The organism is Streptomyces sp. NL15-2K (assembly GCF_030551255.1).
In the GTDB taxonomy this organism is placed as follows: Bacteria; Actinomycetota; Actinomycetes; order Streptomycetales; family Streptomycetaceae; genus Streptomyces.
Map to the genome: position 1 here is coordinate 11,241,761 of NZ_CP130630.1, position 25,808 is coordinate 11,267,568.

Genomic DNA, 25,808 nt, shown 5'->3' on the forward strand with positions numbered 1-25,808 from the left:
GACGAGATGGCGTGATGGCCGTAGCGGCCGGTGTGTCAGTTGCCGGGGAGCTGTGAGAACGGCACCCGGTCCACCCGTGGTTCCGGCGGCAGTTTCAGTACGCGCTCGCCGATGAGGTTGCGCTGGATCTGGTCGGTGCCACCGGCCAGCCGGTAGCCGGGGGCGCCCAGCAGGTGCTGGGTCCAGGCGAACGTGCCCGGCTCCCCGGTGTCGGCACTGATCCGGGCGCCCATCAGCTCGGCGGCGACCTGCCCGGTGCGGCTCAGCAGGTCGGAGGCCATGAGCTTGGTCAGGGACGCCTCGGGGCCCGGTCGGCCGCCGGTGGCGCTCGCCCTGGCGACGCGGTCCACGGTGGCGGCACGGAGCGCGGCACGTACGTACAAGTCGGCGAGGCGCTGGCGAACCAGCGGGTCCCCGGTACGGTCGAGCGAACGCGCGAGGGCGAGAACGTCTTCGAAAGTGCCGCCCTTGCGCCGGTTGCCGCTGCCGGAGGCGGTCCGTTCGAAAGCGAGGGTGGCGGTGGCGACCTCCCAGCCCTGCCCCGGACGCCCGATCCGCAGCCGGTCCGGAACGCGTACGCCGCTGAGGAACACCTCGTTGAACGAGGCACCGCCGCTCATCTGACGGATGGGGCGCACCTCCAGGCCGGGCGCGTCCATCGGGACCAGGAACGCGGTGATGCCGGCCTGCTTGACGACGTCCGGGTCGGTGCGGGCGAGCAGCAGCCCGTAGTCGGCGAACTGGGCTCCCGAGGTCCACACCTTCTGACCGTCGATCACCCAGTCGTCGCCCTCCCGCCGGGCGCGCGTACGCAGCGCGGCGAGGTCGGATCCGGCACCGGGCTCGCTGAAGAGCTGGCAGGCCAGCAGGTCCGTACGCAGGAACGCCCGGGCGTGGTCCTGGCGCTGCTCGGCGGTCCCGAACAAGGAGACCGCCATCGCGACCAGGCGCACGGTGACGCTGATCAGCTCGGTGGAGGGCGGCACCTCGAAGGCCGACTCCTCCTGGGCGAAGGCCGCCACGTGGGCGGCGGTCAGGCCTGCCCCGCCCTTGTCCCCGGGGAGGGTCAGGGCCTGGTACCCGGCGTCGAATCGGGCGCTCTGGTAGGCGCGGCAGCGCTCCAGCAGCAGGCGTTCCTCGCCCTCGGGGAGGTTGTGGAAGACGGCGAGGTCACCGGTGGCCTCGGCTTCCCGGGCCGGTTCGAGCACGGTGGCCAGCCACTGCCGGGCCTGCGTGCGCCATGCGTCCAGATCGGGCTGGGACATGGCTCCTCCTCAAAGACAGTTACCAGATGACGGTTTCAGTAACAGCGAGTGGGATGTACGGCACCTTGCCCGCCAAAGCCATGGGCGGATGCCCTCGTCTCGGGTCAGAGTGTTCCGTACTTTCTTGATAAACGCTACAGTCTCCGCATCGACTCTCCCGTGAAGGCAGGGGAGGACCGAGGAGCCGCCGGAGGAGCCATGTCCCTGCTACCACTCGACCGTCGCGCCCAAGAGACGCCCGACGAGCCCGCCCTGGTGGACGACCGGGAGGTGCTCTCCTGGTCCGGCCTCGCCGACCAGGTCACGCGGGCGGCGGCCCGCCTGCTGGAGATCGCACCGGGCCCGGACGACCGGGTCGCCGTTCTCGGCGACAACGCGAACCCCACGCTGGTGGCCCATCTGGCCGGGCTGCGCGCCGGAGTGGGAACCGTCGCCACCTCCCGGCACCTGATGGTGGGCGAACTCGTCGACCAGATCACCGACGCGGGCGTGACGGGGATCGTCTCCGGACCCGCCGGCGCGGTCACCGCCCTGGAGGCGGCCCGTGAGCTGGGCCTGCCGGTCGTGATACACGGAACCCCGCCGATCGGACACGCCTTCGACTGGGACCTGTGGCTGGCCGCGGCGCCCACCGGGTGGACCTATCCCACGGGCCGGGCCGCCCGCCCGCCCCTCGTCTACACCTCCGGAACCACCGGCCGGGCGCGCGGCACCGAGGTGCGCTGGGTGAGCGGTCCGGTCACCGACAGCTCCGCCTACGTGGAGGCGATGGCCGCCCGCCCCGGCTTCCCGCCGGGACCGCACCTCGTGTGCGGCCCCCTGCAGCACAACGCGCCCCTGACGTCCCTGCGGCACCTGGCGGCCGGTCAGCAGGTGGTCGTCCTCGGCGGATACGACGCGGAGGCGTTCCTGCGCCGCGTCGAGGAGTGGCGGGTCACCTCCACGGTCATGGTGCCCACCCACTTCCAGCGGCTGCTCGCCCTGCCGGAAGAGGTCCGTGCGCGGTACGACGTCTCCAGCCTGCGGCAGGTCTCCCACACGGGGTCCGCATGCCCGCCGGACGTGAAGCGGGCCATGATCGAGTGGTTCGGTCCGGTGCTGACCGAGTCGTACGGCGCCAGCGAGGCGGGCACCGTGGCACGCATCAGCAGCACCGAATGGCTGGCGCATCCCGGTTCGGTCGGGCGCGTGCAACCCCCGTTCGAGGTCCTGGTGACCGACGGCGAGGGCCACCCGCTGCCTCACGGCGAGTTCGGACTGCTCGCGTTCCAGGCACCCGAGGGCAGGGGAGTGCGCTACCACGCGGACCCGGACAAGACCAAGGCCGCCTATGTCTCGCCGGGTGTGTTCACACTCGGCGACATCGGCTACGTCGACGAGGACGGCTACATCTTCATCACCGACCGGGCCGCCGACGTCGTGGTCTCCGGCGGGGTCAATCTGTACCCGGCGGAGAGCGAGGCGGTACTGCGCCGGCACCCGGCGGTCGCCGAGATCGCGGTCATCGGTGTGCCCCACCCGGACTTCGGTGAGTCGCTGCGCGCGCTGGTCGTGGCCGCAGGGGACGAGCCGTCGGCGGAGGAACTCGACCGCTTCTGCCGCGAACAGCTGGCCGCCTACAAGTGCCCCAGGTCGTACGAGTTCGTCCCGAGCCTCCTGCGCAACGCGATGGGCAAGCTCGACAAACGCGCGATGCGCCGCCCCTACTGGCGCTCCGAGCGGACCATCGCCGGCTGAGCCACACAAGTACCTGTGCCCGCAACTCGTACGTACGAAGGATCGTCATGACTGAACTGCTCCTCATCCGGCACGGCCTCCCCCTCGCGGGCGTCTACGACCCGGGCCTTTCGCCGGAGGGCACCGCCCAGGCCGAACGCCTCGCGGCCTGGCTCGTGCACGAGGACGTCGACGCCCTCTACACCAGCCCCTTCCAGCGGGCCCGCGAAACGGTGGCGCCGCTGGAGCGGCTCACCGGCATGACCGCCACCGTCCTCGACGACCTGCGCGAGTGGGACACCGACGTCTCGCACCCCTACACGCCGCCGGAGCAGATCCGCGCCGACGACCCCCGCTCGGTGGCGCTCTCCGAGGGCCGGTACGAGGACTTCGTGCCCGACCTGGACTGGGACGCCTTCCGGGAGCGGGCCGCGCGGGGCATGGACACCATCCTGGACGCCCACCCCGGCGGGCGCGTCGCGGTCGTGTGCCACGGCGGCATCACCAACACCTACCTGGCGACGGTGCTCGGCCTGACCCGCATGTTCTGGTTCCACCCCGGCTACACCTCGGTCAGCCGGGTGCGACGGCTGCCGGGCGGACGCGTCGTTCTGCACTCGGTGAACGAGACGGCCCACATGGTCGCCGAGCGCGCCGTCGACGCCGTCGCCTGACCTGCCCGCATCCCTCCAGGAGGTCCCGGCCGTGCCCGGATCCGTCATCGTCGCAGGCGCCAGAACACCCATCGGCAAACTGATGGGCGCCCTGAGCCCGCTGTCCGCCGCCGACCTCGGCGCCCACGCCATCAGCGCCGCGCTGGCGGCCGTGCACCTCGACCCGGCCGCCGTGGAAGCCGTCGTCATGGGCCATGTCGTCCAGGCCGGGGCCGGTCCCAACCCGGCACGGCAGGCCGCCGTCCGGGCCGGCGTCCCGTTCGCCGTACCGGCGAGCACCGTCAACAAGCTCTGCCTGTCCGGTCTGCACGCCATCGCCCTGGCCGACCTCATGATCGCCTCCGGCCGCCACGAGGTGGTCGTCGCGGGCGGGATGGAGTCCATGTCGGGCGCCCCGCACCTGCTGCGCGGAGCCCGTACCGGCTGGAAGTACGGCACGGCCGGGGTCGAGGACGCCCTCGACCGAGATGCCCTGATCTGCGCCTTCGACGGGGTCTCCATGGGCGCGGCCACCGAGCGGTACCAGCAGCCGTTCGCGTTCACCCGCGAGGAGCAGGACGAGTACAGCGCACGGTCGCACCGACTCGCTCTGCGCGCCCGGGAGTCCGGCGTGCTGGCCGGGGAGATCGCCCCGGTCGCGGTGGCCGGGCGCCGGGGCGAGGAGACGGTGGTGGCGGCCGACGAGGGGATACGGCCGGGGAGTACGGCGGAGAGCCTGGGGCGCCTGAAACCCGCCTTCTCCGCCGGGGGCACCGTCACCGCGGGCAACTCCTCCCAGCTCTCCGACGGAGCCGCGGCCGTCGTCGTGATGAGCGCCGAACGCGCCCGCCGGGAAGGCCTGACCCCGCTCGCGGAGATCGGCGCCTACGGCACCGTCGCGGGTCCCGACCCCTCCTTGCTCGTCCAGCCGGCCGGCGCGGTCCGCGACGCCCTGTCCCGGGACGGCCGGCTGAAGGCGGCCGACCTCGACCTGTTCGAGATCAACGAGGCGTTCGCCGGTGTGGCCCTGGCCTCCGTACGGGAGCTGGACATCCCGCTGGAGAAGGTGAACGTCAACGGTGGCGCGATCGCCCTGGGACACCCGGTCGGCATGACCGGCACCCGACTGGTGCTGACCCTCGCGGCGGAACTGCGGCGGCGCGGAGGCGGCACCGGGGCGGCCGCGCTGTGCGGGGGCGGCGGCCAGGGCGACGCACTGCTGCTGCACGTACCCCCGCGGGCCTGAGACTCCGCACCTCCAGCCCGCATCCGTCCCCACCCCCGCACGAGACCAGGTTGAACCCACCATGACCGACCAACTGCCCCTGGACGAGGCGACCCTCGTCGTGGCGACCCGGACCCGCGTCGCCGACGGCGTCGTCTCCCTCACCCTGCGCCGCCCCGACGGCCGGCCGCTCCCGCCCTGGACTCCGGGAGCGCACATCGATGTGCTCCTGGAGGGCGGCCTGATCCGCCAGTACTCGCTGTGCGGAGACCTCGCCGAACGGGACGTCTGGCGGATCGCCGTCCTGCGTGAGCCGCAGGGCCGCGGCGGCTCCGCGTACGTCCACGACTACCTTCCGGAAGGCACCGCCGTGCGCGTGCGCGGACCGCGGAACAACTTCCCGCTCCGGCCGGCCGCGCGCCATCTGTTCATCGCCGGCGGCGTCGGCATCACGCCGATCCTGCCGATGGTCGAGGCCGCCGAAGCCGCGGGGACCGACTGGCGACTGCTGTACGGCGGCCGCAGCCGCACCTCCATGGCGTTCCTGGACCGCCTCACGCCCTACGGGGACCGAGTGCTCGTCCGGCCCCAGGACGAGTACGGCCTGCTGGACCTCGCCGCCTTCCTCGGCGCACCGCAGGAGGGCACGCTGGTGCACGCCTGCGGCCCCGAACCCCTGCTGCGGGCGGCGCGGGAACAGTGCGCCGACTGGCCTGCCGGCACGCTGGGCGTCGAGCGGTTCGCCCCGGTTCCGGCAGCCGAGACCCGCTCCGCCGAGGCCTTCGAGGTGGTGCTCGCCCGCGCCGGGCTCACGCTCACCGTGCCCCCCGGCCGCTCGGTGCTCGAAACCGTGGAGGAGGCCGGCGTCGACGTGGACTTCTCCTGCCGCGAAGGCACCTGCGGCACCTGCGAGACCGACGTACTCGACGGCACGCCCGACCACCGCGACTCCCTGCTCAGCGAGGACGAGCGGGCCACCGGCGACACCATGCTCATCTGCGTCTCCCGCTCGTGCGGGCCCCGCCTGGTTCTCGACCTGTGAGTCCTCGACCTGTGCACCTCGCACTGAGGGTACGCGGGTGCCGGCCTGTTTGATCTTTCCCGGTGCTTCACGCTTTCTTGGCATTAGGCTCGATGCCGTTGTACCGCAAGGGGTTTGGCCTGCGGCCGAGCGTCGGGAAGGCAGAGATATGAGGCACGACGAGCTGATCCGGCCGTTACCGGAGTTGCTGAGGACGCACGCCGAGTTGTCGGGGGAGCGGGTCGCGTTCTCCGACCCCTCACGGAGCGTCACCTACGCCGAGCTGGAGATGCGCACCGGCAGGCTCGCCGCGCATCTCACCCGGACGGGCCTCCGCCGCGGCGACCGGGTCGCGATCTGCCTGGGCAACCGCGTGGAGCTGGTGGAGAGTTGCCTCGCGACCGTGCGGGCGGGGGTGATCGGCGTCCTGCTCAATCCCCGCTCCTCCGACGCCGAACTCGCCCACTTCATGCGGGACAGCGGAGCTTCGGTCCTCGTCACCGACGCCGCGCACCTGACGCAACTCCGGCGCCTGGGACCCGAGTACGACCGCCTGCGCGTCCTGCTCACCGGTTCCGGCCCCGTTCCGGCGGACGCTCCCGACAGCACCGTCCTGTTCCGGACCGCCGTCGGCGACGACGGGTCCGCGGACCCCGGTGGCCCGCCCGGCGAGGGCCTCGGGCTCGACGACCCGGCCTGGATGCTCTACACCTCCGGAACCACCCACCGTCCCAAGGGAGTACTGTCCACGCAGCGCGCCGCACTGTGGTCGCCCGCCGCCGTCTACGCGCCCATCTTCGGGCTCTCGTCCGAGGACCGGGTCCTGTGGCCGCTGCCGCTGTTCCACTCCTTCGCGCACTCCCTCGCGATCCTGGGCGTCACCGCCGTCGGCGCGAGCGCCAGGATCACCGGCGAACACCTTCCGCCCGACGGCCTGTGGCAGGAGCTCCACTCGCCGCCCGAAGAACTCGGCGGCCCCTTCACGGTGCTGGCGGGCGTTCCCACGACGTATCACCGGCTGATGTCCTCGGCCGGTCAGGCCCCGTCGTCCTCCCACCCTGCGCTGCGGCTGTGCGTCGTGGCGGGCGCACCGTGTCCCCCGGCGCTGCACACTGAGGTCGAGGAGACCTTGGGGGCGCCGCTGCTGAACGCGTACGGCAGCACCGAGACCTGCGGCATGATCGCGGTGAGCCCTCCGGAGGGGCCCAGGGTCGACGGTTCCTGCGGACCGCCGGTGCCGGGCACGGACGTTCGGGTCGTCGATCCGCGCGGTGGCAACGATGTCGCGGACGGCGACGAGGGCGAGATCTGGGTGCGCGGGCCGGGACTCATGACCGGGTACTTCAACCAGCCCGAGGCGACCGCCGCCGCGCTGAAGGACGGCTGGTACCGCACCGGGGACCTCGGCCGCCGCGTCGAGCACGGCCACCTCACCCTCACCGGCCGGGTCAGCGAGCTGATCATCCGCGGCGGCGAGAACATCCACCCCACGGAGATCGAACAGGCCCTGCTGCGCTGTCCCGGCGTGAGTGACGCCGTGGTCGTGGGCAGGCCGCACGACGTCCTCGGCGAGGTCCCGGTGGCCTTCGTCGTACCCGGCCCGGACGGGATCGACCCGCGGCGGGTGCTGGCCGAGTGCCGCACCCGGTTGTCCGACTACAAGGTGCCCGTCGAGATCCACGAGATCGCCGCCGTCCCGCGCACCGCCTCCGGCAAGATCGCCCGCCACGCGGTCGTCCCCGGAGTGCCCCGCCCCGCACCCGACGTCCGGTCCGCCCCGCCGCCGGCCGCCGACGCCTCCCTGCGCGAGCGGTTCCTGACCCTGGCGCCGGAGGAGCAGGAACGCGTCCTGCGCGAGACGGTGCTCGCCGAGACGTCCGCGGTCCGCGGTGACGCCCCGGACGACCCCCTCGACGCGGACACCCCCTTCACCGATCTCGGGCTGACCTCCGTGGGCGCGGTCACGCTGATCGACCGGCTGGGCGCGGCGACCGGCGTGGACCTGCCGACGACGCTGGTCTTCGACCACCCGACACCGTCCGACGTGGCCGGGTACCTGCGTGCCGCCCTCTTCGACCCGGCGGCCGGGGGTCACACCTCCGCCGCGCGGCCGGTTCCCGGACGGGCCGACGAGGATCCCGTGGTGATCGTCGCGATGGGCTGCCGCTACCCCGGCGACGTCACCTCTCCCGAGGAGCTGTGGCAGCTGGTGTCGGAAGGCAGGGACGCGATCTCGGAGTTCCCCACGGACCGGGGCTGGGATCTGGACGGCCTCTACGACACCGACCCCGACCGCCTCGGCACCTCGTACACCCGCAGCGGCGGATTCCTGCACCGGGCCGCCGAGTTCGACGCGGGCCTGTTCGGGATCTCGCCCCGGGAGGCGCTGGCCACGGACCCGCAGCAGCGGCTCCTCCTCGAAACCTCCTGGGAAGTGTGGGAACGGGCCGGCATCGCCCCGGCCTCGCTGCGCGAGAGCGACACGGGCGTGTTCGTCGGCGTGATGCACTCCGACTACGCCTCCCGCTTCCACCGCACCCACGATCTGGAGGCGCACCTGGGTCTGGGCTCGGCCCGCAGTGTCGCCTCCGGCCGCATCTCCTACGTCTACGGCCTGCGCGGCCCCGCGATCACGATCGACACCGCGTGCTCCTCCTCGCTGGTGGCGCTGCACATGGCGGCCCGGGCGCTGCGCTCGGGCGAGTGCTCCCTGGCCCTGGCCGGTGGTGTCACCGTGATGTCGACGCCGAAGCCGTTCCTCGCCTTCAGCCGGCAGCGCGGCCTGGCACCCGACGGCCGCTGCAAGTCCTTCTCGGCGGCGGCCGACGGCACCGCCTGGGGCGAGGGCGTGGGCCTGGTGCTGCTGGAGCGGCTGTCCGACGCGCGGCGCCACGGCCACCCCGTGCTGGCCGTGTTGCGCGGTTCCGCCGTCAACTCCGACGGCGCGTCCAACGGACTGACGGCACCCCACGGACCGGCCCAGGAACGGCTGATCACGCGAGCGCTGGCCGACGCCGGGCTGCGCGCGAGCGACGTGGACGCGGTGGAGGCGCACGGTACGGGCACCACGCTGGGCGACCCCATCGAGGCGCGGGCGCTGCTGGCCACGTACGGGCAGGACCGCGAACGCCCGCTGTGGCTCGGGTCGGTGAAGTCGAACATCGGCCACACCCAGGCGGCGGCCGGGGTCGCCGGGGTCATCAAGATGGTGCAGGCCATGCGGCACGGGGAGCTGCCCCGGACGCTGCACGCCGATCAGCCCTCGCCGCATGTGGACTGGTCCTTGGGCCGGGTCGAACTGCTGACCGCGGCCCGTCCGTGGCCGTCGGCGGACCGGCCGCGGCGCGCCGGCGTGTCGGCCTTCGGGATCAGCGGGACCAACGCGCACGTGATCCTGGAAGAGCCCCCGCCGACTCCCGGGAAACAGACGCTTCGAAGCTCCCGCGAAGACGCGGCGGACTCCCCCCTGCCCGTGCCCTGGCTGCTCTCCGGAGCCGACGAAGGCGCCCTGCGCGCCCAGGCACGACGGCTCGCGGCCCATCTGGCGGACCGGCCCGGCCCGTCGTCCGCCGACATCGGCTTCTCCCTGGCGGTGTCGCGGCCCGCCCTGACCCACAGGGTGATGATCCCGGCCGGAGACCGGGCGCGGATGGTCCAGGCGTTGCGAGCGCTCGCCGAGGGCACAGATGCGGGAACCGTGCGGGGCCTGGCGGACACCGGCATCCGTACGGCCTTCCTGTTCACCGGCCAGGGCGCGCAACACGCCCGCATGGGAGCCGAACTCGCCGCCGCGTTCCCCGCGTTCGCCGCGGCCCTCGACGAGGTCTGCCGGGATTTGGACGACCGTCTCGAACACCCGCTGCGTACGGTGACGGAGGCCGAGCCGGGTTCACCGGAGGCGGCTCTGCTCGACCGTACCGACTTCACCCAGGCCGCACTCTTCGCCTTCGAGGTGGCCCTGTTCCGGCTGGTGGAGTCCTGCGGGGTGCGGCCCGACTTCCTGGCCGGTCACTCCGTGGGGGAGCTGGCGGCGGCCCACGTCGCCGGCGTCCTGGATCTGCCCGACGCGGCCGCACTCGTCGCGGCCCGCGGCCGGCTGATGCGGGCGCTGCCCGACGGCGGTGCGATGGTGGCCCTGGACGCGACCGAGGACGAAGTCCTCGCCGTGTTGCCGGACGCCGGGGACCGGGTGGCGATCGCCTCCGTGAACGGGCCGCGCTCCGTGGTGATCTCCGGCGCGCGGGCCGCGGTACTCGCCGTCGCGGCGGGGTTCGAGACGCGTGGCCACAGGACCGTACGACTGCGGGTGGGCCACGCCTTCCACTCACCCCTCGTGGAGCCCATGCTCGACGAATTCCGGGCGGTCGCCCGGGAGTTGAGCTTCCGGCCGCCACGGATCCCGCTGGTCTCCGCCGTGTCGGGCCGGCAGGCCGATGCGGGCGAGCTGTGTTCCCCGGAGTACTGGGTGCGGCACGCCCGGCTGCCGGTGCGGTTCGCCGACGCCGTGCGGTGGCTCGGGGACAACGGGGTCGCGGCCTTCCTGGAGCTGGGTCCGGGGCCCGTGCTCACCGCGGCGGCCGAGGACTGCCTGGCCGACGGGGACGGTTCCTTCGCCGCGCGGGGCGGCCCCGTCCTCGCCGCGGCCACGCGCGGCGGCGAGCGGGAACCGGAGACGCTGCTGTCCGCCCTGGCCCGCCTCCAGGTGCGCGGGGTGGGCGTCGACTGGTCCGCGGTGTTCGCGGGCACCGGCGCACGGCGCGTGGACCTGCCGACGTACGCCTTCCAGCGGCAGCGGTACTGGCTGGACGCCCCGCCCCTCGGCTCGGCCGCGGCCGCGGAGGAACACCCGCTGCTGGGCCCGGCGTTCGCGGTGCCGGGCACCGGCCGGACGGTGCTGACGGGGCTGCTGTCCACCGTGACCCAGCAGTGGCTCGCCGACCATGTGATCGGCGGGACGGTCCTCGTGCCCGCGACGGCGTTCCTGGAGATGGCCGCCCGGGCGGGCGACGTGGTGGGCCGCGACATCGTGGACGAACTCGTGGTCCTGGCGCCGCTCGTCCTGCGCGGCACCGCGCGGGTACGCGTCCAGGTGGTGGTGGGCGAGACGGACGACTCCGGGCGGCGGCCGGTCGACATCTACTCCCGGTCCGAAGAGCCCGAAGAGCCCGAAGAGCCCGAAGACGCCGACGAGCCCGACGAGCCCGACGAGTCCGATGCATCCGCCGCGCACGATGACGCATCCGCCGCGGACGACCCCGAGGCCTCCTGGACCCGGCACGTCACCGGGCTGCTGAGCCGAGCGACCGAAGAGCCCGAGCCGGGGCCGACGGAGCCCGAGCCGGGACCGTGGCCGCCGCAGGGTGCCGCCGAGGTGGACCTCACCGGCGCGTACGACACCCTCGCGGACGCCGGTCATGCCTATGGGCCCGCGTTCCAGGGCGTCCGGGCCGCATGGCGGCGCGGCGACGAACTCTTCGCCGAGGTACGGCTGCCCGAGTCGCAGGCGGCGGAGGCCGGCCGGTTCGGCCTCCACCCGGCGCTGTTCGACGCCGCGTCGCACGCCTCGCTGCTCGCCGCGCCCGAACCCGAGCCGGGCCGCCCGGCCCGGGTGCCGTTCGCGTGGAACGGGGTGCGCCTGCACGCCGCAGGAGCATCGGAGCTGCGGGTGCGAACGATCCCGGCCGGCCCGGACACGGTCTCGCTCACCCTCACCGACCCGATGGGGCGTCCGGTGGCCCGGGTGGACTCCCTGGCCACCCGAGAACTCCCGGCCGGGCAGGCGAGCCCGGCGGACGACCTCGTACGACGTGCCCTGCTGCGCCCCGACTGGATCGGCGCGGAACTGCCCGACCGCCCTGACCACCCCGACGCCGGGCGCTGGGCGGTACTCGGCCCGGACGAGCTGAACCTCGGCGGGGCCCTCCCCGGCGTCGGGACGATGGACGATCCGACCGGCGCCGAGTGCGTGGTCGTCACCGCCCTCGGCCCGCCGGCGGACGCCGATCCGCTGCCCGCCGTCCACGCGCTGACCGGCAGAGTGCTGCGGGCGCTGCAGGACTGGCAGGACGATCCGCGCACGGCGGGGTCGCGACTGGTGGTGGTGACTCGGGACGCCACCGGGCCGTTGCCCGACCTGGCCGGCGCCGCGGTCTGGGGGCTGGTGCGCAGCGCGCAGTCGGAACTCCCCGGACGGGTCGTCCTGGTCGACGTGGACGGACGGCCCGAGTCCCTGCGGCTGCTCCCCGCCGCGGTGGCCGGCGGCGAGCCCCAACTGCGTGTCCGTGCCGGGCAGGTGACGGTGCCACGACTGACGGCACCCTCCGGCGAGGACACAGACCCCAGCTCCGTCCGCCCCGCCTTCGGACCGGACGGCACCGTGCTGGTCACGGGAGGCACCGGGGCACTGGGTGCGGAAGTCGCCCGGCACCTCGTCTCCCGCCACGGCGTACGGCATCTGCTGCTGACCGGGCGCCGTGGCCCGCAGGCACCCGGCGCCGAAGAACTGCGCGGCTCACTGGAGGAGCTGGGTGCCGAGGTCCGGATCGTCGCCTGTGACGCGGCCGACCGCGCCGCCCTGACCGAGGTGATCCAGAACTGCGAGCCTCCACTGACCGGTGTGGTGCACGCGGCGGGGGTCCTGGACGACGGCGTGCTGGCCGCGCTGACCCCCGAGCGGATGGCGACCGTACTGCGGCCGAAGGCGGACGCGGCCTGGCATCTCCACGAGCTGACCCGGGACCTGGATCTGTCGGCGTTCGTCCTGTTCTCCTCGGCCTCGGGCCTGCTGGGCCGGGCCGGCCAGGGCAACTACGCGGCGGCGAACTCCCTTCTCGACGCCCTCGCCCGCCATCGCACCGACCAGGGGCTGCCCGCGATCTCCCTGGCCTGGGGCCCGTGGGAGCACGGCGCAGGGATGGCGGCACCATCGGTGTCCCGCGACGGCGGCGGCTTCCACGGCCTGTCCACGGAGCAGGGCCTGGCGCTGTTCGACGCGGCGCTGGGCGCGGACGTGCCCGTGCTGGCGCCGATCCTGCTGGACCGGGCCGCGCTCCGGTCCGCCGGACAGCCCCTGCCACCGTTGCTGCGAGGCCTGGTGCGTCCGGCCCGCCCGACGGCCTCGGGCGGCGGAACCTCCGCGCCCGGACCGGAGCAGATCCTGGAGCCGGGGTCGTGGCGGAAGCTGCTCGCCGGGCTCCCGGCCGGCGAACGCGAGGCGGCACTCACGCGGTTGCTGCGCGCCGACGTCGCCGCGATCCTCGGCTACCCCCACGCCGACGCACTGCCCACCGGCAAGGCCCTCGCCGACCTGGGATTCGACTCCCTCACCGCGGTACAGATCCGCAACCGGCTGAGCCTGGCCCTGAAACTCAGGCTGTCCGCGGCGGTGGTGTTCGAGCATCCCACGGCGGAGGACCTGGCCCGCGGTCTGCTCGGCCTGCTGGACGACTCCCTGCCGGTACCGGAGGCGGAACGGCCCCCGCACACCCTCTCCCTCTCCTCCTTGTTCGGGAAGGTCAGCGGCAGCGGCCGTCCGGTGGCGGCGATGCACCTGCTGGTCACCGCGTCCTGGGCCCTGCCGACCTTCACCGCCGCACAAGCACGCGATCACGCCCTGCCGCCGATCCGGCGCGCCGGCGGCCGCCCGGGCACCGGCCGCCCGACCGTCGTCCACTTCCCGGCCTACCACCCGTCGTACGCGTCCGAAGGCGGCGAGTACCCGCGCTTCCACCGGTGCTTCCAGGGCGACCTGGACCTGGTGGAGTTCCCGCATCCCGGCATCGGTGGGGGCGCCGCCGTGCCGGAGGACCCTGCCGCGTTGGCTCGTACGCATGCCGAGGCCGTGCTGCGGCACGTCGGGGACCAGCCCTTCGTGATCGTCGGACGGTCCGCGGGCGGCAACGTCGCCCACGAGGTGACCAGTTGCCTGGAGAGCCTCGGCACCGCCCCCACCGGCCTCGTGCTGATCGACACGTACCACATCAACGAGCACACCATGGACAAGGAATGGCTGCTGTCCCTGGGCGCCCCGGTCTCCCAGAACCTCGCAGAGCCCGTCGCCACCGGGGTCGACGACAGTGCCCTGGCCGCGATCGGCGCCTACCACCGCCTCTTCCTCGGCTGGGATCCCGAGCCGGTCGACACCCCCACGCTCCTGGTCCGCCCGCTGGAACCCACCCCGGCCATGGCGGCCGCCGAGGACGGGGACGGCTGGCGGACGTCCTGGCCGGTGCCGCACGACGTCGTGGACGTCCCCGGCGACCACCTGACGATGATGCACGAGCACGCCGAGACCACGGCATCGGCGATCCGCACCTGGATCGACGCACGCACGGCGGAAGGAGACCGGTGAGTCACCCGAAGAGCATGGAGGAGCACGACGTCATCGTCGTCGGAGGCGGTCCGGCCGGGGCGACCGTCTCGGCGGCCGTCGCCCTGAAGGGCCACCGCGTCCTCCTCGTCGAGCGGCACACGTTCCCGAGATACCAGATCGGCGAGTCGCTGCTCCCCTCCACCGTGCACGGCGTGTGCCGCATCCTGGGTGTCGAGGACGAGGTCGCCGCCGCGGGCTTCAAACCGAAGCGCGGCGGAACGTTCCGCTGGGGACGCGGCCGGGACCCGTGGCAGTTCTCGTTCGCTCTGTCGCCCCGGCTGGCCGATCCGACCTCGTTCGCCTACCAGGTCGAGCGGTCCCGGTTCGACGCGATTCTCCTGGACAACGCCCGCCGCGTCGGCGTCGACGTACGGGACGGCTGCCGGGTCACCGGCATACTCGCCGACGAGGAGCGGGTGCGCGGCGTCCGCTGGACCGGCCCCGACGGAGAGACCCGCGAGGCCGGGGCCCGATACGTCGTGGACGCCTCCGGCAACGGCAGCAGGATCCACACGCACGTCGGCGGGAAGCGGACGTACTCCGACTTCTTCCGGAACATGGCGGTCTTCGGCTACTTCGCCGGAGGAGAGCGGCTCCCCGCGCCGAACGACGGCAACATCTTCTGCGCCGCCTTCGACGAGGGCTGGATCTGGTACATCCCACTGCGGGACGACCTGACGAGCGTGGGCGCGGTGGTGAGCCAGGAGAACGCCGCGGCGATCCAGCGGGACCCGGCGACCGCCTGGCGACGCCTGATCGACGCGTGCCCCGAGGTCCGGGACCTCCTCGGCGGAGTCCCCCGGGCGACCGAGGCGCCGTACGACGAGGTCCGGGTTCGCAGGGACTGGTCGTACTGGAAGTCCCGGCTGTGGCGGCCCGGCATGGTGCTGGTCGGTGACGCTGCGTGCTTCGTCGATCCGGTCCTGTCCTCCGGCGTGCACCTCGCCACCTACGGCGCCCTCCTCGCGGCGCGGTCGATCAACAGCGGCCTGGCGGGAGTCCTGGACGAGGGCCGCCTGTTCGACGAGTTCGAGGCCCGCTACCGGCACGAATACGGCCTGTTCTACGAGTTCCTGGTCTCCTTCTACGACGTGCACCAGGACGAGCGGTCGTACTTCTGGAAGGCGCGCAAGCTCACCAACGTCGGTGCGACCGAGCTCGAGGCGTTCGTCGAGCTGGTGGGCGGCCTGGCGTCCGGCGACGCGTCGCTCACCGGGCCCGGGTCCGCGGGCGCGCGCCTGACGGCCGCCTCCTCCGACTTCGACCGGGCCGTGGGCCGCCTTCCCGGCTCCGACGGCCTGCGCAACCCGCTCATGGAGTCCGCCACCGTCCGGCAGGTGTTCCAGGAAGGCGCGATCCTGCAGGAACGGGGAATGTTCGGCGGACCCCTGGAGGAGGAGACCCCCGTGCGTGCCGGTGGTTTGGTGGCCTCCGAGGACGGGCTCGCTTGGATGGACCCCGCCCCGTGACAAGAGAGTTGACGGACTGTCAGTCGATCAGCGGGTAATGGCAGGCCGTGTGCCGGCCGGAGGACGTCCGCGTGAGCCGGGGGCGCTCCAGGGCACAGCGTTCGCGGGCGTACGGGCAGCGGGTGCGGAACGCGCACCCCGTCGGCTTGTCCACCGGGTTGGGCACCTCGCCGGTGAGGACGATGCGTTCCCGGCGCGGTACATCCATTGCCGAGGTGCCGTCGTCGATGTCCGGGACCGCGGACAACAGCGCCTGGGTGTAGGGGTGGGCGGGGGCGCCGTACAGCGCTTCCGTCCCGGCGAGTTCGACGATCTCGCCGAGGTACATGACGGCGATCCGGTCCGACACGTGACGGACCACTCCGAGGTCGTGGGCGATGAAGACGTAGGTGAGCGCGAACTCCTCCTGGAGGTCGGCGAAGAGGTTCAGTACCTGGGCCTGGATCGACACGTCGAGGGCGGACACCGGTTCGTCGGCGACGATCAGCTTCGGGGAGGTGGCCAGGGCCCGGGCGATGCCGATGCGCTGGCGCTGCCCGCCGGAGAACTCGTGCGGATAGCGGTCCAGATGAGCCGCGGCCAGTCCCACGACGTCGAACAACTCGGCGACCCGGCGGCGGACCGCGGCGGCGTCCCCGTAGCGGTGCACGAGCAGGGGCTCGGCCACGATGTCCCCGGCGCGGCGGCGGGGGCTGAGCGAGGCCTGCGGGTCCTGGAAGACCAGCTGCATCCCCGGACGCACGGGTCGCAGCCGGCGTGCGGACAGCGTGGTGATGTCCTGCCCGTCGAACTCGACCCGGCCGCCGGTGAGCTCGGTGAGCCGGACCAGGCAGCGGCCGAGGGTGGACTTGCCGCAGCCCGACTCGCCGACGATGCCGAGCGTTTCCCCGCCGCGCACCTCCAGCGACACTCCGTCCACGGCGCGCAGCACCTTGCGGCGGCGGGACAGCGCCTGCGTGCGCAGGGCGTAGTGCTTGGTGACGTCCGTGGCGCGCAGCAGCACTTCGCCGCCCGGCCGGGCATCGCTGTCGTCGTCCACTGCCGCGATGTTCTGCGCCGTCACGGTGTCGTCTCCCTCGCCACGTCAGGTACGTCGGTCGCCGCCGCCCGTGCCGTGAGCCGCAGCGACCCGCGGTCGTCGGGCGGCAGCCAGCAGGCGTCGCGGTGCGCGGTGTCGCCGTTGCCCGCGGCCAGCGCGGGGCGCTCGGCGCACCGGTCGTGACGCAGCCGGCAGCGCGGCGCGAACGCGCATCCTTCCGGGAGGCCGCCCGGCGAGACGGGCACGCCCGCGATGGTGGGCAGTCGCCGCAGCCTGGGGCCGCCGACGCGGGGCACCGAGTCGAGCAGCCCCCAGGTGTACGGATGCCGCGGACCGTGGAACACCGCCCGGCGCGGGCCCTCCTCGGCCGCCCGGCCGCCGTACATGACCAGGACCCGGTCGGCGATCCGGGAGATCACCCCCATGTCGTGGGTGATGAGCACCACCGCCGATCCGCGCCCGTTGAGCTCGCGCATCAGGTCGAGGATCTGCGCCTGCACGGTCACGTCGAGCGCCGTGGTCGGTTCGTCGGCGATGAGCAGCGCGGGACCGCAGGACAGGGCCATCGCGATGACCACGCGCTGGCGCATGCCGCCGGAGAACTCGTGCGGATAGGCGTTCACCCTGGAGGCCGCGTCGGGGATGCCGACGTCGGAGAGCAACCGGACGGCGCGGGCGTGCGCCTCCTTGCGGGAGACCTGTTCGTGCGCCCGTATCTGCTCGGCGATCTGCCATCCGACGGTGTAGACGGGGGTCAGCGCGGTCATCGGGTCCTGGAAGACCATGGCGATCTCCCGGCCCCGTGTCGCACGCATCTCCTTGTCGGGGAGGGCGAGCAAGTCGCGTCCACGGAAGAGGACTTCGCCCGACACGGTCACGTTCGGGCTGGTCAGCAGTCGCAGCACGGCCAGCATCGACACGCTCTTGCCCGAGCCCGACTCGCCCACGACACCCAGGACTTCACCCGGAGCGACCGTGAAGGAGAGACCGTCGACGGCCGTGACCGGGCCGCTGCGGGTGCGGAAGGAGACCCGCAGATCTCGTACGTCCAGCAAAGGCTCAGGCATGGCGGGCCCTCGGGTCGAGTCGCGCGTACAGGATGTCCACCAGTGCGTTGGCGAGGACCACGAAGAACGCCGCGTACAGGACGGTCCCCATGATCACGGGCAGGTCCAGGTTCTGCAGGGCGTCGTAGGTGAGCTTGCCGATGCCGGGCAGGCCGAAGACCACCTCGGTGAGCAGCGCGGCGCCGCCCACGAGCGCGCCGAAGTCCAGGCCGAACAGCGACACGATCGGGATCAGCGAGCAGCGCAGGGCGTGGCGGATGAGGATCCGCCGCTCGGACAGTCCCTTGGCCCGCGCGGTGCGGACGTAGTCCTCGTTCAGCGTGGTGACGACCTCGCCGCGCAGCAGCCGGGCGTAGATCCCGGCGTACAGCAGCGCCAGGGTCAGCCAGGGGAAGAGCATGTGCAGCGCCCACTGGCCCGCGTCCTGGCCCAGGCCGACGTATCCCGGTGGCGGCACCCAGGAGAACACCGAGTCGTGCAACTGCTTCTGGGTGACGAGGTTGACGACCTCGCCGAGCCAGTAGGCCGGCAGCGAGACTCCGACCACGCCGACCAGCATGATCAGCGGGTCGGCGGCCTTGCCGCGCAGGGCCGCCGCGGCCGTGCCCATGAGGATGCCGGCCGTCATCCAGATCAGCGCCGCGCCGATGACGAGGGACAAGGTGACCGGGGTGGCCTGGAGGATCTGCGGGATGACGCGGGAGCCCCGGTTGACGAACGACTCCAGGTCCCGGTCGATGAGCAGGTGGCGCATCATCAGCAGATAGCGCACGGGCATCGGACGGTCGAGGCCGAAGGAGTGCCGCACCTGGGCGAGCGTGGCCGGATCGGCGTTGCGTCCCGCGATGCGTGCCGCGGGATCGACACCCGGGGTGGCGAAGAAGATCAGGAACACCAGCACGCTGATCGAGAACATCACCAGGAGGGCCGAGCCGAAGCGCTTGAGCGTGAAGGAGAGCATGAGCGTCACACCCCTCCGCGCAGCCGGGCGCCCGGGTCGAGCGCGTCGCGCACCCCGTCGCCCAGGACGTTGAGTGCCGCCGTGGTCAGCGCGATCAGCAGTCCCGGGGCGATCGTCACGGCGGGCCGCGTGTAGAGCAGCCCCAGGCCGTCCTCGATGATCGTGCCCCAGCTGGCGTCGGGCGGCTGGACGCCGACGGACAGGAAGGACAGCGCCGACTCGGTGAGCATGGCCAGCGCCGTCATCAGCGGGACGAAGACGATCGCCGTGGGCAGCACGTTCGGCAGTACTTCCCGGCGCAGGATGCGGAAGGTCGGGGCGCCGGAGCCGACGGCCGCGTGGATGTACTCCTTGTTGCGCAGCACCAGTACCTGGCCGCGCAACGGCCGGGCGATGTACGGCACGTAGATCGCCGCGATGATCGCGACGGGCAGCCAGAGGCTTCCCGCGTCCACGGTGAGCGGCCCCAGCCGCAGCCCGTTGGTGAGCAGGACGACCGACAGACAGATGGCCAGCAGATACACCGGGAACGCCCAGATCACGTCCAGGATCCGGGAGATGACGGCGTCCACGACACCGCCCGCGTAGCCGGCGACGACTCCGACGGCCGTACCGAGGACGCAGGTGAACAGGGCCGCCGTGACGCCGATGAACAGACTCGTACGGCCGCCGTACAGCAGGCGTGCCATGACGTCGCGGCCCTGGTTGTCGGCGCCGAGGAAGTAGTGGGCGGTGTCCCAGGTGGGGCCGATGGGCGTGACCCCGAGGCCGAGGCCGGTGCTGCTGGGGGTGAGCACGGGCACGGTCTTGCCGTCGACGACCGTGGTGCCGGAGACATGGGACTGGAACGGGTCGGTGTGGGCGACGTGGTCCGCGTACAGCGGAGCGCACAGGGCCGCCAGCACGACGACGAGCAGGACGACGGCCGCGGCCACCGCCGACCTGTTGTGCGACAGGTCGGCGGCGGCCGTCCGCCAGGGGCCCGGCGAGCGCCGGGCCTCAGCGGTCGACAGGGGTTCGGCGTGGCTCATTTGACCCACAGCTGCCCGACGAGCATGTAGAACTGCTTGCTGAACTGGTAGTTGCCGACCCGCTTCGACGTGAAGTCGATGAGTTTCGGGGTGATCAGCGGGACGACCGGGGACTGAGCCATGATCTCCTGGTCGATGGCACCCCACTGCTGGTCGGCGCTCTGCTGGTCGGTCTGCCCGGTCTCCAGCGCGGTCTTCATCTTCGCGTCGATGCCCTTGTCGCAGAACCCGGCGATGTTGATGCTGGAGTCGCTGCCGGGATGGAACGAGGCGCAGGACAGCAGCACGTTGAGGAAGTCCGAGGCCGCCGGATAGTCCTGGTACCAGGACGTCAGGGCCAGCTGCACCTTGTTCTTGGTGTTCTGGATGTAGGTGAACTGGATGTTCCCCGACAGCGGCTTGAGCTTCGCCTTGTAGCCGAGCTGGGTGAGCAGGCTCTGCAGGTACTGCCCGATCGACTTGTTGACGTCGTCGTCCTGGACGACGATGCCGACCTCCTGCCCCGCCGTACCGGACTGCTTCACCAGCTCCTTGGCCTTGGCCAGATCCGCGGCCGACCAGGTCTTGCCGCCGTCCTTGGTGTAGTCGCACGAGTCGACGTGTCCGGGGAAGCCCGGCGGCAGGATCGTGCAGACGGGCGAGGCGAGGTTCGTACCGCCGTACAGCCGCACCACGGCGGCCCGGTCGACCGCCCAGTTGATCGCCTGGCGCGCCAGCTTGTTGTTGAACGGAGCCATGTTGACGTTCAGCGTCGCGTACCAGAACGCGGTCAGCGGGTTCACGTGCGCCTGGGAGGCGTACTTGGTGCCGATCTCGTTCAGGCGGTCGGCGGGCGGCGGGTCGAACATCCAGTCCGCCTGGCCGTTCTGGACCGCGGTGACCTCGGACTCGACGGTCTGGCCGAAGGTGTAGTCGATCACGTCGGGGTAGCCCTCGGGCTGCGCCGGACGCGACCACTCCTTGAAGTGCGGGTTGCGCACCAGCTTCAGCGCCCGGTTCGGGTCGTACGAGGCGGCCATGTAGGGGCCGGTCGTCGGCAGCGGCTTGGTGCCGGCGTCCTTCGCCGGCGAGTCCTTCGGTACGACGCTGGCGTGCGGGACGGCCAGCTTGTACGGGAACTCCGGGTCCGGGGCGGTGAGGTTGACGGTGACCGTGTTGGCCTTCGCGTCGCCGGTCACGCCTCCCTCGAGCGTGCAGGAGGCGGGCTTCTTCAGACAGGCGTCAGCTCCGACGATGCCGTTGTAGAAGGTGCCCGCGGTGGGGCTGGAGACCTTGAAGACGCGCTGGAAGGACGCCACCACGTCGTCCGTGGTCACCGGCTTGCCGTTGGAGAAGGAGATGCCCTTGCGGAGCGTGAACGTGTACGTCTTGCCGCCGCCCGTCACCTTCGGCATCGCCTCGGCCAGGTCCGGGACCACGGTGAACGACTGCTGGCCGCCGACCTTCTTGAACGAGAGCAGCCCGTCGTACATCGACTGGTACAACTGCCAGTACTGGAGCGTGTAGTTGACCTGCGGGTCGAGGCTGCCCGCGGCCGCGTGGGCGACGAGCTTCAGGGTGCCGCCCTTGTGCTCGGGCTGGAAGGCGGAGGAACCGGAGCCGGAGGAGGACGCGGTCGGGTCGGAGGAGGAGCCGTCGTCGGAGGACGAACAGGCGGCGGCGGTCAGGGCGAGGGCGACGGTGGCGGCGGCGAGCGCGCTCCGTCTCTTGCTTCGGGACATGCAAGACATGCGGGACATCCAGGGAACTCCCGTCGGGGGATCAGTCGGTGGAGTCGAGGAACGCGCCCACGACCCGGAGGTAGAGCTCCTCCTCCTCGACGTGCGGCATGTGGCTGGAGTGCTCGAAGAAGTGCCAGCGCACGTCGGGGATGTGGTCGGCGAAGGGCTTGACGGTCTCGGGAGTCGCCTCGTCGTACCGCCCGGACACCAGCAGGGTCGGCACGTCGATCAGGTGCAGCCGGTCGATGACCGACCAGTTCTTCAGGGTGCCGACGACATGGAACTCGTTCGGGCCGTTCATCGTGTGGTACACGGTCGGATCGGCCTCGATGTTGTCCCAAGTGGCCTGGATCTCGGGTGGGTTGGGGACCAGGCGGCATACGTGGCGCTCGTTGAAGACCTGCTCGGCCGCCCGGTAGTCGGGGTGGTCGGTGGTCCCGGCCGCCTCATGGGCGAGCAGGGTCCGCTGGACCTCCGGTGGAAGCTCGGCACGCAACTCCTTCGCCGCCGCCAGCCACAGCTCCATGGAGGCGGGGGAGTCGGCGATGACCAGGCCGCGCAGCCCGGATGGGCGGCGTACGGCATGTTCGGCGGCGAGCATGCCGCCCCAGGACTGGCCGAGGATGTGGTAGGCGTCGGCGATGCCCAGTGCCTTCAGGAGCGTGTCGAGTTCGTCGAGGAAGAGCTGGACGGTCCAGAAGTCGGCGCCCTTGCCGGGCAGATGGGTGGACAGTCCGGTGCCGAGTTGGTCGTAGTGCACCACGGCGCGACCCTGCCCTGCGATGCCCGCGATGCTCAGCGTGTAGTTGTGTCCGGCGCCGGGTCCGCCGTGCAGGACGACCAAGGGTGTCCTGCCCGGTTCGCCCGTGATCCGGTACCAGGTGGACCAGCCGTTGAAGTCGACGGTTCCGGTGTGGTTCGGTTCGGGGATCGCCACGGGGAAGCCTCCCAGACCGGCCGGAATGAATGCCGACCTCTGTCGTAAACCAGTTGGGTGTGACGGATGGATGAGATAGTGATTGGGCAAAAGGTCAGCGCACAAGACCTTTTGGTGGGGCCGGGGCAAGACGTAACGGCGTGTTCACGTGGCCCCCGCTCGTTTACAAAAGAGGCGCTCGAAGGGGAGGACAGCTGACATCCGCACCTGAGTCACCCGAACCGGGGGACGAGTTCTCCCGCGTACTCGACCGTGTCCTGCTCGGCGGTACGCCGTCGTCGTCGCTGCGCCCGGTGCGCGTGGCCTCGGCGGTCGACGAGGTCTCCGACCGGCTGCTCACCGCGATCGCCGTCGGAGACTTCCTGCCGGGCGAACGGCTGCCGGTCGAACGCGAGCTGACCCGACTCCTGCGGGTGAGCCGCCCCACCGTCCGCGAGGCCGTCGGACGCCTGCAGACCCTGGGGGTCATCGAGATCCGTCGGGGCCGCAACGGGGGTGCCTTCGTACGCGACAGCTGGACCGAGTCCTCGGGGGCCGCGGTCCGCCGCACGCTGCTGCCCCGGTGGGAGGAGTTCGAGCAGCTCTTCGATCTGCGCGGGCTGGTGGAAGGCATGGTGGCCGCGACGGCCGCCCGACGCCGACGACCCGAGGACCTCGAACCCATGCGTGAGGCCCTGGCCGCGCACCTGTCCGCAAGCACTCCCCGAGAGGAACAGGCCGCCGACAGCGCGTTCCACCGGAGCATCTGCGCGGCCACCCACAATCCGCAGATCGCCCTGCTCAGCCGGGAGCTGCTGACCCGGATCAGCCTCGGCTTCCCGATCGAGCCGTGGGGCAAGGGCGAGCGGTCCCACTTCCACCGGGCCGGCGAAGGTCACACGGCCCTGTACGAGGCCATCGCGGCGGGCGAGCCCCAGCGAGCGGAGGAAATCGCCCGGGACCACTTCCTCATCAGCGCCGACATGATCCGCGACGTACTGGCGCGTGTGCGGGCCGCGGAACCGTCCTGAGGGATGGAACAGCCGCCCGGCACCGACCAGTGCCGGGCGGCTGCGCCGTGAGCGATCTGCTCAGAAAGTGGTCAGTTCGTAGAAGCCCCTGCCGAACGTCGCGGCCACCAGACGGTGGTGTCCCGCGTCGTACTCGATGTCGTCGACCGGCACCTGCGGCATGCCGCGTCCGAGGCGCAGCCAGCGGCCGCCGCCCGTGACGCTGGTGAACACGCCCTGGTCGGTGGCGAGGTACAGCAGGCCGCCCCGCGCGACGACCAGGTCGTTGACGGGCGCCGCCGGGAGGTTGCCCGACAGGTTCCGCCAGTGCCTGCCTGCGTCGGTGCTGCCGTAGACGTGGGGGAGGGGCGAGCCGGAGCGGTAGGCGGAGTGGGTGGTCCAGACCCGGTTCGGGTTCTTCGGGTCCACCACCACACGGGTCACCCAGGGGCGCCCCTCGGCCAGCTTCGTCCAGGTCGCCCCGAGGTTCTTGGTGACCCAGACGCGGCCGTCGTCGGTGCCGGCGTACACGGTGCGTCCGTCGCCGGCCGGGGCGATGGAGGTGATGGTGCCGTAGTTGGCGTAGAGGGGATCGGAGCCCGGGCCGCCGGAGAGGTCGGGGCTGATGGGCTGCCAGGTCTCGCCGCCGTCCGTGGAGCGGTTGACGACCTCCGAGCCGTAGTAGAGGACCTTCGGGTCGCGCGGGTCGAAGACCACCGGCGTGAACCAGTTGCGGCGCTGGTACGTCGTCCGGTCGGCGAAGTAGGTGAGCGTGTCGCCGCCGTCGGTGGAACGGAAGCAGTTGCCGTACTGGTAGCAGGCGATGACGTCGTTCACGTCCGTCGGGTCGATCAGGTTCTCCTCGCCGTCGCCGCCGAGGTACTCGTTGAACTTCTCCCCGCCCCAGGAGCGCAGCGAGCCGTTGTCCTGGGCGCCGCCCGAGATCCTGGTGACGTCCTGCGGGCTGATCGCCGCGCTGTAGAGCTGCGTGTACGGCTGGTGGCGTGACTTGACCCAGCCGCCGTCGCCGCCGGAGTCGGAGCGGTAGACGCCGCCGTCGTTGCCGAGGTAGACCCGGCCGGGCCGGCGCGGGTCCCACACCATGGCGTGGTGGTCGACGTGCATGCTCGTGTCGTCGGCCGTCCAGGTGTCGCCGCCGTCCTTCGTGGTCAGGAGGGCGACCCCGGCCACGTGCACGTGCTCGGTGTCCCGCGGGTCGATCCACACCTTGCCGAACCACCAGCCGAAGCTGGACTGCGAGTCGGTGAGGGCCGGGTTGTCCGGTGTGCGCGTCCAGGTGTCGCCGCCGTCGGTGGAGCCGTAGAAGCCCTCGAAGGAGCCGCCGGCCTTGTTGACGATCGCGTAGAGCCGGTCGCCAGCGACGCCCAGGCCGATGCGTCCCACCTCCGCGCCCTGCGCGGGCAGGCCGCCGCCGAGCCGTTGCCAGCTCTCGCCGCCGTCCGTGGAGCGGAAGACGCCGGAGCCCTCACCGCCGTACGTCCGCAGATCGGGGCGGCGGCGTTTGTCCCACAGCACGGCGTACATGCGGTCGCCGTCCAGCACGATCTCGGTGGCGCCGGTGAACTCGTTGGCGCCGGCGAGGATCCGCTCCCAGGTGGCGCCGCCGTCCTCCGAGCGGTACACGCCCCGGTCGCCGCCGCCGTTGTAGAGCGATCCCGCGGCGGCGACGTAGATACGGCGGGGATCGGCGGGATCGATGGTGATGGCGCTGATCGCGCCGGAGTCGCGCAGGCCGATCGGTGTCCAGCTCCGGCCCCCGTCCTTGCTCCGGTACATCCCCGTGCCCTCGTACGTGATGCTCCCGCCGCCCGGATTGGGCTCACCGGTGCCGACGTACAGGGTGCCGTCCGGTGCGGTGGCGACCGCGCCCATGGCCTGCGTGAAGCTGTCGGGCCACACCGAGTGGAACGTGCCCCCGGCGTCGGTGCTGCGCCACAGCCCGCCGCTGGCGGCCGCCGCGTAGAGGGTGTCGGCGCGCTTCGGGTCGAGCGCGAGGGAGACGACGCGCCCGCCGATGTTGGTGGGGCCGACGCCCTTCCAACGCCCCCCGACGGTGGGCAGTTCGCGGGCCTGTGCCGCCGCGAGATCGTGGGCGTGGCGCGGAATCGACTCTCCCGGCACGGTCTTCTGGAGGTAGCGGTACTCCGCCGGGGCGGACGGACCGCGGACCGGCCGGTACACGTCCGTCGGCGGGGGAGGTGGTGCCGCGGCCGCCGGTGCCGTGAGGAGCGCGGCACCGGTGACCGTGGCGACAACCAGCGAAAGCAGACCTCTGCCCATGAAACCCCGTAACCCTTCCGTCACCCTGGCCACTTCGGACGC

General features: G+C 72.2%; 15 protein-coding genes. 7 read left to right on the forward strand and 8 right to left on the reverse strand.

Features of this window, described 5'->3' with window-relative positions:
* Nucleotides 1–35 precede the first annotated feature (35 nt).
* Nucleotides 36–1,265 (reverse strand): acyl-CoA dehydrogenase family protein, encoded by a 1,230-nt coding sequence (locus Q4V64_RS49170; protein ID WP_124444698.1) that lies wholly within the window; start codon nt 1,263–1,265, stop codon nt 36–38.
* Between the two features lie 198 nt (nt 1,266–1,463).
* Here Q4V64_RS49170 and Q4V64_RS49175 point away from each other — a divergent pair, with 198 nt between their 5' ends.
* From Q4V64_RS49175 to Q4V64_RS49200, 6 genes are all read left to right on the forward strand, one after another.
* Nucleotides 1,464–3,002 (forward strand): AMP-binding protein, encoded by a 1,539-nt coding sequence (locus Q4V64_RS49175; protein ID WP_124444699.1) that lies wholly within the window; start codon nt 1,464–1,466, stop codon nt 3,000–3,002.
* 47 nt (nt 3,003–3,049) lie between these two features.
* Nucleotides 3,050–3,655 carry a histidine phosphatase family protein gene (locus Q4V64_RS49180; RefSeq protein WP_124444700.1) on the forward strand — a complete coding sequence of 202 codons (606 nt, stop codon included), beginning with the start codon at nt 3,050–3,052 and terminating at the stop codon, nt 3,653–3,655.
* 31 nt (nt 3,656–3,686) lie between these two features.
* The gene (locus tag Q4V64_RS49185) at nt 3,687–4,880 is read left to right on the forward strand and encodes an acetyl-CoA C-acyltransferase (protein WP_124444701.1); all 1,194 of its coding nucleotides are present in this window, start codon (nt 3,687–3,689) and stop codon (nt 4,878–4,880) included.
* A 61-nt stretch (nt 4,881–4,941) separates the two neighbouring features.
* Nucleotides 4,942–5,901 (forward strand): PDR/VanB family oxidoreductase, encoded by a 960-nt coding sequence (locus Q4V64_RS49190; RefSeq protein ID WP_124444702.1) that lies wholly within the window; start codon nt 4,942–4,944, stop codon nt 5,899–5,901.
* A 148-nt stretch (nt 5,902–6,049) separates the two neighbouring features.
* Nucleotides 6,050–14,230 carry a type I polyketide synthase gene (locus Q4V64_RS49195; protein WP_124444703.1) on the forward strand — a complete coding sequence of 2,727 codons (8,181 nt, stop codon included), beginning with the start codon at nt 6,050–6,052 and terminating at the stop codon, nt 14,228–14,230.
* 14 nt (nt 14,231–14,244) lie between these two features.
* Nucleotides 14,245–15,720, forward strand: coding sequence for a tryptophan 7-halogenase (locus Q4V64_RS49200; RefSeq protein ID WP_124444751.1), 1,476 nt, complete (start codon nt 14,245–14,247; stop codon nt 15,718–15,720).
* Between the two features lie 19 nt (nt 15,721–15,739).
* Here Q4V64_RS49200 and Q4V64_RS49205 read toward each other — a convergent pair whose 3' ends face one another.
* Genes Q4V64_RS49205 through Q4V64_RS49230 form a run of 6 tightly spaced genes read right to left on the reverse strand, consistent with a single transcriptional unit; the run spans nt 15,740 to nt 22,476 of the window.
* Nucleotides 15,740–16,783, reverse strand: coding sequence for an oligopeptide/dipeptide ABC transporter ATP-binding protein (locus Q4V64_RS49205; protein ID WP_253267420.1), 1,044 nt, complete (start codon nt 16,781–16,783; stop codon nt 15,740–15,742).
* Nucleotides 16,780–17,826, reverse strand: coding sequence for an ABC transporter ATP-binding protein (locus Q4V64_RS49210; protein ID WP_124444704.1), 1,047 nt, complete (start codon nt 17,824–17,826; stop codon nt 16,780–16,782). Before Q4V64_RS49210 ends, Q4V64_RS49205 begins: the two co-directional genes overlap by 4 nt.
* Nucleotides 17,819–18,787, reverse strand: coding sequence for an ABC transporter permease (locus Q4V64_RS49215; protein WP_124444753.1), 969 nt, complete (start codon nt 18,785–18,787; stop codon nt 17,819–17,821). Before Q4V64_RS49215 ends, Q4V64_RS49210 begins: the two co-directional genes overlap by 8 nt.
* A gap of 5 nt (nt 18,788–18,792) precedes the next feature.
* Nucleotides 18,793–19,818: an ABC transporter permease gene (locus Q4V64_RS49220; protein WP_124444705.1), complete on the reverse strand. Its 1,026-nt coding sequence runs from the start codon at nt 19,816–19,818 to the stop codon at nt 18,793–18,795.
* Nucleotides 19,815–21,539, reverse strand: coding sequence for an ABC transporter substrate-binding protein (locus Q4V64_RS49225; RefSeq protein ID WP_124444706.1), 1,725 nt, complete (start codon nt 21,537–21,539; stop codon nt 19,815–19,817). Before Q4V64_RS49225 ends, Q4V64_RS49220 begins: the two co-directional genes overlap by 4 nt.
* A 40-nt stretch (nt 21,540–21,579) precedes the next feature.
* Nucleotides 21,580–22,476 (reverse strand): proline iminopeptidase-family hydrolase, encoded by an 897-nt coding sequence (locus tag Q4V64_RS49230; RefSeq protein WP_124444707.1) that lies wholly within the window; start codon nt 22,474–22,476, stop codon nt 21,580–21,582.
* Nucleotides 22,477–22,769: 293 nt separating this feature from the next.
* Here Q4V64_RS49230 and Q4V64_RS49235 point away from each other — a divergent pair, with 293 nt between their 5' ends.
* The gene (locus Q4V64_RS49235; protein WP_253267421.1) at nt 22,770–23,486 is read left to right on the forward strand and encodes an FCD domain-containing protein; all 717 of its coding nucleotides are present in this window, start codon (nt 22,770–22,772) and stop codon (nt 23,484–23,486) included.
* A gap of 60 nt (nt 23,487–23,546) precedes the next feature.
* On the opposite strand, the gene Q4V64_RS49240 is transcribed toward Q4V64_RS49235, so the two are convergent.
* The gene (locus tag Q4V64_RS49240; RefSeq protein ID WP_124444708.1) at nt 23,547–25,766 is read right to left on the reverse strand and encodes a sialidase family protein; all 2,220 of its coding nucleotides are present in this window, start codon (nt 25,764–25,766) and stop codon (nt 23,547–23,549) included.
* Between the last annotated feature and the right edge of the window lie 42 nt (nt 25,767–25,808).

What these genes read in the sequence shown, in the direction of transcription:
- Q4V64_RS49170 (WP_124444698.1), bottom strand. Translation starts at nt 1,265, where the DNA reads ATGTCCCAGCCCGATCTGGACGCATGGCGCACGCAGGCCCGGCAGTGG.
- Q4V64_RS49175 (WP_124444699.1), top strand. Translation starts at nt 1,464, where the DNA reads ATGTCCCTGCTACCACTCGACCGTCGCGCCCAAGAGACGCCCGACGAG.
- Q4V64_RS49180 (WP_124444700.1), top strand. Translation starts at nt 3,050, where the DNA reads ATGACTGAACTGCTCCTCATCCGGCACGGCCTCCCCCTCGCGGGCGTC.
- Q4V64_RS49190 (WP_124444702.1), top strand. Translation starts at nt 4,942, where the DNA reads ATGACCGACCAACTGCCCCTGGACGAGGCGACCCTCGTCGTGGCGACC.
- Q4V64_RS49195 (WP_124444703.1), top strand. Translation starts at nt 6,050, where the DNA reads ATGAGGCACGACGAGCTGATCCGGCCGTTACCGGAGTTGCTGAGGACG.
- Q4V64_RS49200 (WP_124444751.1), top strand. Translation starts at nt 14,245, where the DNA reads ATGGAGGAGCACGACGTCATCGTCGTCGGAGGCGGTCCGGCCGGGGCG.
- Q4V64_RS49210 (WP_124444704.1), bottom strand. Translation starts at nt 17,826, where the DNA reads ATGCCTGAGCCTTTGCTGGACGTACGAGATCTGCGGGTCTCCTTCCGC.
- Q4V64_RS49215 (WP_124444753.1), bottom strand. Translation starts at nt 18,787, where the DNA reads ATGCTCTCCTTCACGCTCAAGCGCTTCGGCTCGGCCCTCCTGGTGATG.
- Q4V64_RS49220 (WP_124444705.1), bottom strand. Translation starts at nt 19,818, where the DNA reads ATGAGCCACGCCGAACCCCTGTCGACCGCTGAGGCCCGGCGCTCGCCG.
- Q4V64_RS49225 (WP_124444706.1), bottom strand. Translation starts at nt 21,539, where the DNA reads ATGTCCCGAAGCAAGAGACGGAGCGCGCTCGCCGCCGCCACCGTCGCC.
- Q4V64_RS49240 (WP_124444708.1), bottom strand. Translation starts at nt 25,766, where the DNA reads ATGGGCAGAGGTCTGCTTTCGCTGGTTGTCGCCACGGTCACCGGTGCC.